The sequence below is a fragment of the Streptomyces sp. NPDC102441 genome (assembly GCF_044765585.1).
In the GTDB taxonomy this organism is placed as follows: domain Bacteria; phylum Actinomycetota; class Actinomycetes; order Streptomycetales; family Streptomycetaceae; genus Streptomyces.
The window spans coordinates 90,024-102,129 of sequence record NZ_JBIWKH010000008.1 but is presented as its reverse complement, the minus strand read 5'-3'; the positions used below and the strand labels follow the sequence as shown (position 1 = coordinate 102,129).

General features: G+C 69.6%; 11 protein-coding genes. 3 read left to right on the top strand and 8 right to left on the bottom strand.

Features of this window, described 5'->3' with window-relative positions:
* Positions 1–1,020, bottom strand: a complete 1,020-nt coding sequence (locus ACIREO_RS19105; protein WP_404111300.1) for a LacI family DNA-binding transcriptional regulator — start codon at positions 1,018–1,020, stop codon at positions 1–3.
* Positions 1,021–1,189: 169 nt separating this feature from the next.
* Between ACIREO_RS19105 and ACIREO_RS19100 the strand changes: the two genes are divergently transcribed.
* Together ACIREO_RS19100 and ACIREO_RS19095 are read left to right on the top strand one after the other, a co-directional pair.
* Complete coding sequence (locus ACIREO_RS19100) at positions 1,190–2,914, top strand: ATP-binding protein (RefSeq protein ID WP_404111296.1); 1,725 nt, start codon at positions 1,190–1,192, stop codon at positions 2,912–2,914.
* Complete coding sequence (locus tag ACIREO_RS19095) at positions 2,911–3,588, top strand: response regulator (RefSeq protein WP_404111293.1); 678 nt, start codon at positions 2,911–2,913, stop codon at positions 3,586–3,588. Before ACIREO_RS19100 ends, ACIREO_RS19095 begins: the two co-directional genes overlap by 4 nt.
* A gap of 14 nt (positions 3,589–3,602) precedes the next feature.
* On the opposite strand, the gene ACIREO_RS19090 is transcribed toward ACIREO_RS19095, so the two are convergent.
* From ACIREO_RS19090 to ACIREO_RS19065, 6 genes are all read right to left on the bottom strand, one after another.
* Positions 3,603–5,195 (bottom strand): cation acetate symporter, encoded by a 1,593-nt coding sequence (locus ACIREO_RS19090; RefSeq protein ID WP_404111290.1) that lies wholly within the window; start codon positions 5,193–5,195, stop codon positions 3,603–3,605.
* Entirely contained in the window at positions 5,192–5,632 is a 441-nt protein-coding gene (locus tag ACIREO_RS19085; RefSeq protein WP_404111977.1) for a DUF485 domain-containing protein, read from the bottom strand. Before ACIREO_RS19085 ends, ACIREO_RS19090 begins: the two co-directional genes overlap by 4 nt.
* 129 nt (positions 5,633–5,761) lie before the next feature.
* Positions 5,762–6,439, bottom strand: coding sequence for a response regulator (locus ACIREO_RS19080; RefSeq protein ID WP_404111287.1), 678 nt, complete (start codon positions 6,437–6,439; stop codon positions 5,762–5,764).
* A complete protein-coding gene (locus ACIREO_RS19075; RefSeq protein WP_404111285.1) occupies positions 6,436–7,593 on the bottom strand; it encodes a sensor histidine kinase in 1,158 nt (385 codons plus the stop codon). Before ACIREO_RS19075 ends, ACIREO_RS19080 begins: the two co-directional genes overlap by 4 nt.
* Entirely contained in the window at positions 7,590–8,129 is a 540-nt protein-coding gene (locus ACIREO_RS19070) for a DUF1453 domain-containing protein (protein WP_404111282.1), read from the bottom strand. The genes ACIREO_RS19075 and ACIREO_RS19070 overlap by 4 nt, the downstream gene beginning before the upstream one ends.
* Positions 8,130–8,251: 122 nt before the next feature.
* A complete protein-coding gene (locus tag ACIREO_RS19065) occupies positions 8,252–10,378 on the bottom strand; it encodes a type IIA DNA topoisomerase subunit B (protein WP_404111279.1) in 2,127 nt (708 codons plus the stop codon).
* 432 nt (positions 10,379–10,810) lie between these two features.
* On the opposite strand from ACIREO_RS19065, the gene ACIREO_RS19060 reads away from it, so the two are divergent.
* Positions 10,811–11,044, top strand: coding sequence for a hypothetical protein (locus ACIREO_RS19060; RefSeq protein WP_014153643.1), 234 nt, complete (start codon positions 10,811–10,813; stop codon positions 11,042–11,044).
* Between the two features lie 117 nt (positions 11,045–11,161).
* Here ACIREO_RS19060 and ACIREO_RS19055 read toward each other — a convergent pair whose 3' ends face one another.
* Positions 11,162–11,992, bottom strand: a complete 831-nt coding sequence (locus ACIREO_RS19055; RefSeq protein ID WP_404111277.1) for a S1 family peptidase — start codon at positions 11,990–11,992, stop codon at positions 11,162–11,164.
* Between the last annotated feature and the right edge of the window lie 114 nt (positions 11,993–12,106).

The window sequence follows — 12,106 nt, the reverse complement described above, 5'->3', positions numbered from 1 at the left end:
TCAGGTGGTCTCCGGCCGGGGCGTGCGGGCCGTGGAACCGCGAACGACCAGTTCCGGCTCGAAGAGGAGCTCGTCCGACGGCACCGTGCGCCCGCCGATCTGCGCCGAGAGCAGTTCGACCGCGGCCCTGCCCATGGCTTCGATCGGCTGGCGCACCGTGGTGAGCGGAGGCTCGGTGCAGTTCATGAACGCGGAGTCGTCGTAGCCGACCACGGAGACCTCGCCGGGGACCGACAGCCCCCGGCGGCGCGCCGCGCGTACAGCACCCAGGGCCAGCGGGTCACTGGCACAGATGATGCCGGTGATCCCCTGGTCGAGCAGTCGCATGGCGGCTGCCTGGCCGCCCTCGAGCGAGAACATGGCCCGGGAGACCCACTCGTCCGGCACGACGGCACCCGACCGGGCGGCCAGCGCGCGGGCAGCTGTGAGCTTGCGCTGCGAAGGCACGTGGTCGGCCGGCCCGAGGACGAATCCGATCCGTTCGTGGCCGAGCGAGACAAGATGACGCCAGGCCTGCTCGACGGCCACCGAGTCGTCGCACGAGACCGCGGGGAATCCGAGACGGGCGATGGCGGCGTTGATCAGGACGACCGGGATCTTGCGGTCGGCGAGCACCTTGTAGTGATCGTGGGGGGCGTCGGCCTGTGCGTACAGCCCGCCGGCGAACACGACTCCGGACACCTGCTGCTGCAGCAGGAGCTCGACGTAGTCGGGCTCGGACACCCCGCCCTTGGTCTGCGTACAGAGCACCGGGGTCAGCCCCTGCTGGGCGAGCGCACCCCCGACCACTTCGGCGAAGGCCGGGAAGATCGGGTTCTGCAGCTCGGGCAGGACCAGCCCGACCAGCCGGGCACGCTCGCCACGGAGCTGTGTCGGACGCTCGTAGCCGAGCACGTCCAGGGCGGAGAGGACGGCTTGCCGTGTGGCGTCGGAGACTCCCGGCTTACCGTTCAGCACGCGGCTGACCGTGGCCTCGCTGACTCCTACTTTCTGGGCAACCTGAGCAAGTCGTCGCGTCATGAACGCAAGATTAGCGCAAGAATCGCAAGAATATTGCGCTGGGGTGGATACCCGTCAGGGACGCTCACAGACGAGGAGCCGGAGGGCAAGAGCTCCGGCAGACGGGCGCCGGCGGGCGCTCGCCGACGGAGATTTCGGTAAGCGCGGTTTGCCCCTTACCGTTCGTATGATGAGCGCCCCACCGACCACCCCCCGGGGACCGCGCCGGTTCGGCTGGCCGCGGCGGGTCTTCTCACAGGTCCTGCTGATGCAGCTGGCCATCATCACCGGCGTCACGGTCCTCGTCACGGGCCTCTTCCTGGCACCGCTCAGCGCCCAGCTCGACGACCAGGCGATGCGCCGTGCCCTGGCGATCGCGCAGAGCACCGCGGCGCAGCCGCAGATCGCCGCCTCACTGGTCACCACCGATCCGCACCCGGGCGGCGCCGTCCAGACCGCGGCGGAACGGATCAGGCGGGCGACGGGGGCCGAATACGTCGTGATCATGGACAAGCAGGGGGTGCGCTGGTCGCACACGGACTTGTCCCGCATCGGCGACGTCGTCTCCACCGATCCGAGTGCGGCGCTCGCCGGCAGGTCCGTGATGGAGATCGACAGCGGCACGCTCGGACGCTCTGCCCGCGGCAAGGTACCGCTGCTCGACGCGTCGGACCGGGTCGTCGGCGCCGTCTCGGTCGGTATCGCGTACGACAGCGTCCGCGCCCGGCTGCTCGCCGCGATCCCCGGACTGTTCGCCTATGCGGGCGGGGCGCTGGCCGTGGGAGCTCTGGCCGCCTATCTGATCTCCCGGCGCCTCCAGCGGCAGACCCATGACCTGGCGTTCTCCGACATCTCCGCGCTGCTGACCGAGCGCGAGGCCATGCTGCACAGCATCCGCGAGGGCGTCGTCGCGCTCGACCGCACAGGGCGCATCAGGCTCCTGAACGACGAGGCCCAGCGGCTGCTCGGGCTCGGCCCCGGCGCCGCGGGCAAGCAACTCGACGAGGCACTGGGCGAGGGGCGTACCGCTGACGTTCTGGCCGGGCGGGTGGTCGGCGACGATCTGGTGACGGTCCGCGGCAGCCGCGTTCTCCTCGCCAACCGGATGCCGACCGACGACGGCGGAGCCGTGGCCACACTGCGCGACCGTACGGAGCTCGAGTACCTCGGCCGTGAACTCGACTCCACCCATGGCCTGATCGACGCTCTCCGCGCCCAGGACCACGAGCACGCCAACCGGCTTCACACGCTGCTGGGGCTGCTGGAACTGGAAATGCACGAAGAAGCGGTGGAGTTCGTCACGGAAGTCGTCGGGGTCCACCGGGCGACGGCCGAGCAGGTCACCGAGAAGGTCCACGACCCCCTGCTCGCCTCGCTCCTGGTCGGTAAGGCGACCGTGGCCGCCGAGCGCGGTGTCGCTCTGCGTATGGCTCCGGAAACCCTACTGCCGGACCGGCTGGTGGACCCGCGCGGGCTCGTCACGGTCCTCGGCAATCTGGTGGACAACGCACTGGACGCGGCCTCGGGGTCGACCGACGCCCGGATCGAGGTCGGGCTGCGGGCCGAGGGCCGTACGGTGGTGCTGCGGGTGCGCGACAGCGGCCCCGGCGTGCCGGCCGGTGATCACGAATCCATCTTCATGGAGGGCTGGTCGACCAAGGAACTCCCGGCCCACGGCAAGCGCGGTCTGGGCCTGCCGCTGGTACGGCGGCTCGCCGAGCGACAGGGCGGCAGCGTGTCCGTATCGGGCTCCCCCGGGGGCGGGGCGGTGTTCACCGTCGTCCTTCCGGAGGCTCTGAGCGAACCGGAACGGCTCGGCATCCCCGCTCCGGGCGGCCCGGAAGCACACGGCTCCCCCACCCCCGGCGGCCTGCCGGCCCCCGTGCGGCCCACGACGTCAGGAGACGCCCCGTGATCGAGGTCCTGGTCGTGGACGACGACGTACGGGTCGCCCGCATCAACGCGGCCTACGCCGCCAAGGTCCCTGGATTCCGGGTGGCCGCCATGGCCCACTCCGCAGCGGAGGCTCTCTCGAGGGTCGGCGAGGTTCCGATCGATCTGATCCTGCTCGACCACTATCTGCCGGACCGCAACGGGCTGGCCGTGGTGCGGGAGCTCCGCGCACTCGGTCATCACTCCGATGTGATCATGGTGACGGCCGCCCGCGACGTCGCCACGGTGCAGGCGGCGATGCGCCACGGCGCCCTGCAGTACCTGGTGAAACCGTTCGCGTACGCCGGGCTCCGCACCAAGCTGGAGGCGTACGCGGCGCTTCGCCGCACCTTCGAGGGCGGCGGCGAGGCCGAGCAGACGGAGGTGGACCGGCTGTTCGGGGCTCTGTGGGCCACGGGCGGGTCCGACCTCCCCAAGGGACACTCCACGACTACCGCGGAACTGGTCCGCCAGGCCCTGCGGGCGGCCGACGGGCCGCTCTCCGCCCAGGAGCTCGCGGAGAGCGCCGGGATGAGCCGTCAGACCGCCCAGCGCTATCTGAAGCTGCTGGAGCGCACGGGCCGCGTGCGGCTCTCGCTGAAGTACGGCGAGACCGGCCGTCCGGAGCACCGGTACATCTGGGCCACCGGATCCTGAAGCCGCCACCCCGCCTACGCCGCTCCCGCCCCGGTGAGCGACCGGACCTCCGTCTCCGCATGCTTGGCCGGGTCCGGCGGCTCGGGCGAGGTGACCGTGCCGATCCAGCCGGCCAGGAAGCCCGCGGGGATGGACACCAGCCCGGGGTTCTCCAGAGGGAAGAGCGCGAGGTCCACGCCGGGGAAGAGCGAGGTGGGACTCCCCGAGACGACCGGCGAGAGCAGGACGAGCAGGACGGCGGGGATCAGTCCTCCGTAGACGGCCCAGACCGCTCCCCGGGTGGTGAAGTTCCGCCAGAACAACGTGTAGAGCAGCGCCGGGAGGTTGGCCGAGGCTGCGACCGCGAAGGCGAGCCCCACCAGGAACGCGACGTTCAGATTCTGGGCGAGCAGGCCGAGGGCGATGGCCACCGCCCCGATACCCGCCGCGGCCACCCGGGCCACACCGACCTCGCTCCGCTGCTTGGCACCCGGCCTCCGGAACGAGGCGTAGAGGTCGTGGGCGACGGAGGCGGAGGAGGCGAGGGTGATTCCCGCGACGACGGCGAGGATGGTGGCGAAGGCGATTGCGGCCACGACGGCGAAGAGCACCGTGCCGCCGGTCGACCCCTCACCGCCTCCCAGGACCAGTGCCAGGAGCGGGACAGCCGTGTTCCCGGAGGCGTTGGATGCCCGGACGTCCGCGGACCCGACGAGCGCGGCCGCTCCGAACCCGAGCACGATGGTCATCAGGTAGAAGCTGCCGATGAGCCCGATGGACCAGACGACGGAACGCCGGGCCGCCCGGGCCGTGGGGACGGTGTAGAAGCGCGACAGGATGTGCGGCAGCCCGGCCGTGCCGAGGACGAGCGCCAGGCCGAGGCTGATGAAGTCGAACCGCGCCGTCCAGCTCCCGCCGTACCTCAGTCCGGGTGAGAGGAAGTCCCGGCCGTGACCGCTGCGTTCTGCGGCGGAAGTCAGCAGGGCGTTGATGTCGCCGTGGAAGCGGAGAAGGACGAGCACCGTGAGCGCGACGGCGCCGGCCATCAGCAGGACCGCCTTGACGATCTGGATCCAGGTCGTGGCACGCATACCGCCGAGCGACACATAGATCACCATGAGCGCTCCGACCCCCACCACGGTCCACGATCGGGCGGTGTCGCTCGTGCCACCGAGCAACAGCGCCACGAGGCTTCCCGCACCCACCATCTGGGCCACCAGATACAGCACCGAGACCGTGACGGACGAGGTGCCCAGCGCCGTACGCACCGGACGCTCCGCCATTCGGGCGGCCACCACGTCGGCGAGCGTGAACCGCCCGCAGTTGCGCACGAGTTCGGCGACGAGGAGCAGGACGACGAGCCAGGCGACGAGGAATCCGACGGAGTAGAGCATGCCGTCGTAGCCGAACAGGGCGATCAGCCCCGAGATGCCGAGGAAGGACGCGGCGGACATGTAGTCACCGGCGATGGCGAATCCGTTCTCCATGGGGGAGAACAGCCGCCCGCCGGCGTAGAACTCCTCGGCGGACCCCTGTCTGTTGCGGCTGACCCAGGTGGTGATGCCGAGCGTCACGGCGATGAACACGCTGAACAGCAGCAGCGCCAGCGTCTGATGGTCTCCCCTCACCGGCTGATCCCTCTTGTCATCTCCTGGGTCTCCCAGCGCAGGTCCAGGGCCGCACGGTCCCGGTGCAGGCGCGCATGACGTGCGTAGGCCCACGTGAGCAGGAACGTGGTGAGGAACTGCCCGAGCCCTGCCACCATGGCCACATTGACCACGCCGACGACGGGACGCGCCATCAGCTCGTGCGCGGTGGTGGCCGCGATGACATAGGCGAGGTACCAGAGCAGGAAGGCGACCACTGCGGGAACCACGAACCGCCTGTAGCGACGGCGCACTTCGCGGAATGCCGGGCTGTTCTGCACCTCCAGATAGATCTCGGCCGCGCTGTGGCCACGCCCCTCCACCGGCCGGGACCATCCGCCGGGCACGATGGCCCCGGCGCCGTCGGACTCGCCCCACGCGGTGCCCGACGCCTCGTACCACGGGTCGTCGAGCCGCATCGCTGAGGCTTCCGGCCCTGCTTCCTTCTCCACCGACAACTCCCTTGTCCACGAACCTTTTCGGCCGCTTAGCCAAGAATGGGCAGACTGGGAAGATCCCGGGCACTTCATTCGCCGTGCTTCACCATTTCAGGTGACGGAAGTGCCGGGCGGGTGTGCGAGCCCCTGGCCGTACGCATAGCGCACGGCTCCGGTCCTGTCGCGTGCCCCGGTCTTGGCGAAGAGGTTGTTGATGTGCGTCTTCACCGTTGCCCGAGAGATGTGCAGTGTCCGGGCGATCTCCGCGTTGGACAGTCCGTCCGCGATGAGGACCAGCACCTCGGCCTCCCGGGGGGTGAGTCCGTCGGGCAGCTCGGACGGCAGCGGTGCCCCGGTCTCGACGGCCTGGGCCGTGACCCGCTCCAGCAGCCGGCTCTGCACTTTCGGCGAGAGCCCTGCCTCGCCGGAGAGCACGGCCTCGATGGCCTGAGCGATCTCCTCACCACGGGCGTCCTTGGTCAGATACCCCCGCGCACCCGCCCGCAGAGCGGTGAACAGCGAATCGTCGTCCGCGAAGGTGGTGAGGACCACCACCTGGGTGCGGGGGTGTTCCTTGCGGATCCTGCGTGTGGCCTCGACGCCGTCACAGCGGGGCATCCGCAGGTCCATCAGGACCACATCGGGGTCGGTCCCCGCGACGAGGGCGACCGCCTCGTCCCCGTCCTTCGCGGCCCCGACCACCTCGATGCCGGGCAGGAGGCCCAGCAGCATGACAATGCCCTCACGCACCACCGACTGATCGTCGGCGACCACCACCCGCGCACTCACGCCGGCACCCGAAGATTCACCACGAAGCCCTTCTCGTCCGGCCCTGCCTCCAGCGTCCCGCCGAGCAGTTCGGCACGCTCCCGCATCCCCACAAGACCGTATCCGGAGCCACTGACAGCGAGCTCACCCGCCGGACGGTGGCCACCGGAATCCCGTACCTCCAGGGCCACCCAGCCCGGCTGGTACGCCAGCCGGACGGAGACGGCTGCCCCAGGAGCGTGCTTCCGGGTATTGGTCAGTGCTTCCTGCGCCACCCTCCGCACCGTCTGCGACGCCTCCGCGGTCAGCACCCTCCGATCCCCGGCCACGGACACCTCGGCCGACTCACCGGCCACCAGCTGGCGCAGGAAGTCCTCCACCGGAGTCATCTCCCCGCGGAGCGCGGAGAGCGCCTGACGGGTCTCCGCGAGGCCCTCGCGCGCCATGGAACGCGCCGCCACCACTCTCTCCAGCACCTGGTCGCGGAATTCCGCGGAAGGCTCCCGTTCGATCAGCAGCCGGGCCGCTTCCAGGTGCACCAGCTGGGCAGAGAGGCTGTGGGCGAGTACGTCGTGAATCTCGCGGGCGATCCTGGACCTTTCCGCCAGTGCGGCCGTCCCGGCTTCCGCCGCCCTGGCGGCCCGCTCCTGGGCGAGGAGACGCTGGGAGCTGCCCCGTGCCTCGGCATCGAGCCGCAGCACGTACCCGCCCAGGCACAGACCACCCGTTGTGGCCACCGTCGTCAGCCAGCCGTCACCCTTGACGACCGCGTAGGCAAAGAGCGTCACCGCGGTGAGGGGAACCGCAGCGAACAGCGGGAGCCGCTGCAGTGCAACCACGGCGCTCCCGCACCACAGCAGGACCGCGAGCGCTCCGGCGCCCCCCGCCAGGGCTCCGAACGCCACTGCCGTCAGCAGCACCAGCAGCCCGAGGGAGGGCCACAGCTGGTGCTCCCTGGTGGTACGGAAGAACGCTCTGCCGGATGCCCAGCAGCCCGCCGCCGCGACCACGCCGACCGCGACCTGCCAGAGCGCGAACCGCCCGTCCGCGAAGGTGTTCCAGAGGAGGCCGACGAACACCGCGCTCCACACGAACCGTCCGATCAAGGCGCGGGTATGGGGCGCCCGGGTGAGAGCCTCTCTCGAAGGCCAGCTCGTCCACGTACCGCGGTTCACGCCCCGCCCTTCGACATGGCCGGTGCGGCCGTCGACGGCGCGTCGCCGGCCGGGAAACCGGGGGTGACACCGTGCTGCTCGCGTATGCCCCTGGCCCGCAGAGACAATACGCCGCCGCGCGCGAACAGCATCGCCGCGAGCGATATGAGCAGGGCCGCCGTCCCCTGGTGCACGCCGAGCACGACTGCGGCCACGGTCAGGGATACGCGCAACGCGACCCCTCCTGCCCATATGCAGAGGCCGGCCCTGGTGCCCCGGCTCCACAGGGATCCGTCCGCCTCCTGCCACAGCCGGGTTGTCCAGCCCCATCCCGCACCGGTGACCAGTCCCACCACGAGCCCGGCGCCGAGTATCACCGCGGACAGTGATTCGTGGCGGGCATCGAGGGCTCCGTCACTGCGCAGGGCGACGACGAAAAGGATCAACGGCAGCACCCACCACCGCTTCAGGTCGCGCACCCGCTGGGGCGAGAACTGACGCACAACGACGAGGGCGACAACCGCGACGATCACCAGAACGTCGAAGAACTCTGCCATGACAGCCTCCGAGGGCGTGAAGATTTCGATGTCTTCGACGCTACGGAGGCACGGAGGTCATGGGATCGGCTCAGGGGCTGACCGTGGGTGGAGAAAGGGCCTCCACCCACGGGTGGACGGGGTCAGACGTCGATGCGAGAGCGGTCCAGGGTGGCGGCCGAGCTGGTGATGAATTCCTTGCGTGGGGCGACCTCGTTGCCCATCAGCAGATCGAAGACCTGCTCGGACGATTCCAGGTCACCGATGTTGATCCGGCGCAGGGTGCGGTGGCGCGGGTCCATCGTGGTCTCCGCGAGCTGGTCCGCGTCCATCTCCCCGAGGCCCTTGTACCGCTGGATCGAGTCCTTGAACCGGACGTTCTTGCGCTGCAGCTCCAGCAGGGTCTGCCGGAGCTCGTTGTCGGAGTAGGTGTAGATGTACTTGTCCTGGCCCTTCTTGGGCTGGACGAGCTCGATCCGGTGCAGCGGGGGCACGGCCGCGAAGACCCGTCCGGCCTCGACCATCGGCCGCATGTAGCGCTGGAAGAGCGTGAGCAGCAGGGTGCGGATGTGCGAGCCGTCGACATCGGCGTCGGTCATCATGATGACCTTGCCGTAGCGCGCCGCGTCGATGTCGAAGGTGCGCCCGGAGCCTGCCCCTATGACCTGGATGATCGCTCCGCACTCGGCGTTCTTGAGCATGTCCGAGACGGACGACTTCTGGACGTTGAGGATCTTCCCACGGATCGGCAGGAGGGCCTGGAACTCACTGTTGCGGGCCAGCTTCGCGGTGCCGAGGGCCGAGTCGCCCTCCACGATGAAGAGCTCGCTCCGCTCGACGTCGTCGCTCCGGCAGTCCGCGAGCTTGGCGGGCAGCGAGGAGGACTCGAGCGCGGTCTTGCGACGCTGCGCGTCCTTGTGCTGGCGGGCGGCGATGCGGGTGCGGGCAGCTGCCACCGCCTTGTCCAGGACAGCCCTGGCCTGAGCCTTGGCGTCACGCTTCGTGGACGTCAGGAACGCCTTGAGCTCCTTGGCGACCACGTTGGCCACGATCCGGTTGGCCGCCGAGGTGCCCAGCACCTCCTTGGTCTGTCCCTCGAACTGCGGCTCCGCGAGCCGCACGGTGACGACCGCGGTCAGACCCTCGAGGGCGTCGTCCTTGACGATGTCGTCCTCGGCGACCCGCAGCACCTTGGCGGAGCGCAGGACCTCGTTCACCGTCTTCGTGAGCGAACGCTCGAAGCCACTGACATGGGTGCCGCCCTTGGGGGTGGCGATGATGTTGACGAAGGACTTGACGTTGGTGTCGTAGCCGGTGCCCCAGCGCAGGGCGATGTCCACACCCAGCTCACGGGTGACCTCGGTCGCCGTCATGTGTCCGCGGTCGTCCAGGACCGGAACGGTCTCCTTGAACGTTCCCGTTCCGGTCAGGCGCTGAACGTCGCAGACGGCCTTGTCCTGCGCCAGGTACTCGCAGAACTCACTGATCCCGCCATCGAAGCGGAACGTCTCCTCCGTCTTGCCCTCGCCGTCGATGCCACGCTCGTCGCGTACGACGATGGTGAGGCCCGGCACCAGGAACGCGGTCTGGCGTGCCCGCTGGTACAGCGTCTCCAGGTTGAGCTTCGCGTCCTTGAGGAAGATCTGGCGGTCCGCCCAGTACCGCACCCGGGTACCCGTACGCGTCTTGGGGACGCGCTTGCCCTTGCGGAGACCGTTGGCGGGGTCGAAGGGGCTGTCCGGACCCTGTTCGGTGAACATCCCCGGGACACCGCGCCGGAAGCTTACGGAGTGGGTTGCGCCGTGGAGGTCCACCTCGACGTCCAGCCGCGCGGAGAGCGCGTTCACCACCGAGGCGCCGACGCCGTGGAGGCCGCCCGACGCCGCGTAGGCGCCGCCGCCGAACTTTCCGCCGGCGTGCAACTTGGTCATGACGACCTCGATGCCGGAGAGCCCGGTCTTGGGCTCCGCATCGACCGGAATGCCCCGGCCGTTGTCGCGGACCTCGACGGAGGAGTCGTCGTGGAGGACGACCTCGATGGCGTCGCAGTAGCCCCCGAGAGCTTCGTCGACCGAGTTGTCGATGATCTCCCAGAGGCAGTGCATCAGTCCCCGGCTGTCCGTGGACCCGATGTACATCCCGGGGCGCTTACGGACCGCTTCGAGCCCCTCGAGGACGAGGAGGTGCCGCGCGGTGTAGTTGGAGCTGTCCCTGTCTGAGCCGCCTGCTCCGGTCAGCAGCGCAGTGGACGGCACGGAATCGGCGGTCACGCGGTTCGCTCCTCGCTGAATTTCATTTGGGGCCCGGTGGGTATCGGGCTCGGCCAAGGTAGCCGCTGAGAGCCTACCGAGGCCTGGTAGAGCGGTTGTAACGCCACCCAGGGGGAATCCTTATGCTAGTCCAGCCTCGCATACGCGTTCGATCATTCGTTAGGGTGACGCGCACATCACGTTCCCTTCGAGGCATGAACCATTTAGGCTCCGGGCACGTCCTCATGAACAACCGGCAAGCCAGCCGGCGGACCGGCCCACACAAGCAACGCGAAACCGTAGCGCTACGCAATACGGCACATTCGCCGCCAACCGGCGACAGACAGCCATCCCGAGAAGAAGTTTCGAAGAAATGCCACGAGCGGGAACGTTTTCGGCCTGGTTGGATGTTGACCCTGGTACGACAGCTCGTCGAGCTAGAGAAGAGGCGACGTGACTACTGTTCTGACCCCCGCGAGCCCGCTGACCGCAGCAGACCGCTGTGACCGTTGCGGCGCCCAGGCATATCTGCGCGTCGTCCTGATCAGCGGCGGTGAACTGCTCTTCTGTGCCCATCACGGGCGCAAGTTCGAGCCGGAACTCAAGAAGATCGCCGCGGAAATACAGGATGAGACAGATCGGCTCACTGCCGTGCAGGCCAGTGCCGCCGACGAGGAACAACACTGACACCTCGCATCCACGACGAGCCATGGGCGCGGTCCAGGACCGGCCGACGGGCGGCCTCCCCTCGGGGAATGCCGCCCGTTCTCGCATGTCCCGGCGCGATGGCGCCGTCCTGGCGGTTCAGTTCCGGTCGGCCATCCACCGGATAGCCGCGGACACACGGGTGTACACTCCGGGACTGCCCGGGCTCCCGCAGCCGCTGCCCCACGAGACAAGCCCGATGAGGCGCCCACGGGCCACCAGCGGGCCTCCGCTGTCCCCCTGGCAGGCATCCCGCCCACCGGCGGTGTCACCGGCGCAGAGCATGGATGAGGCGTCGTACGCGCCGTGTGTACCGCCGGGGTACGCCCGGGCGCAGTCGCCGTCCGGCAGCACCCGCACCTTTGCCGCGTGCAGCCCGGACGCGTAGGCGCCGTACCCTGTCGTGTCCCCCCAGCCGTACACGGTCGCCGCGGTGCCCGGCTCGTACGCCGCGTTCCCGGCGCCGGCCATCGGGATGACACTGCTCTTCGGCAGCGTCCGGGCCAGGGTGAGGACCGCCAGATCAGCGGCGTTCGTCCGCGGGTCGTACCCCGGATTGACCCACGTCGACCGCACGGGGATCTCCTGCCCGCCCGGCCCGCTGAGCTCGTCCCGTCCCGCGATGATCCGCAGATCCCGGACCTCCGGGACCGCCACCCCCAGTACGTCCTCCCTGAGGCAGTGTGCCGCCGTCAGCACCTTGGTGGGTGCGATCGCCACTCCGCCGCAGAACTGGCCCGCGCGGGTTCCCCCGAACCGGTCACGGCTCGACAGGGCCACGGCCCATGGACTGTCCGCGACGGCCACCGGCCTCCCTCCGACGATGATGCTGTCCGCCGCGGCGGGAGCCGGGGGGCCGAGGGGTATCGCCGCCGCAGCGAGCACCAGGGTGAAGGCGGCGGGAAGGACACGGACGAGAACGCGAGGCATGGAGGCTCCTGACGCCGAGGTGAACAGTGCCCACTCAGCGTCATCCGCACCGGTGCCTGCCGCATGCGGACATGGGCCGGGCCCGGAACCTCTTCAGGTTCCGGGCCCGGCCCA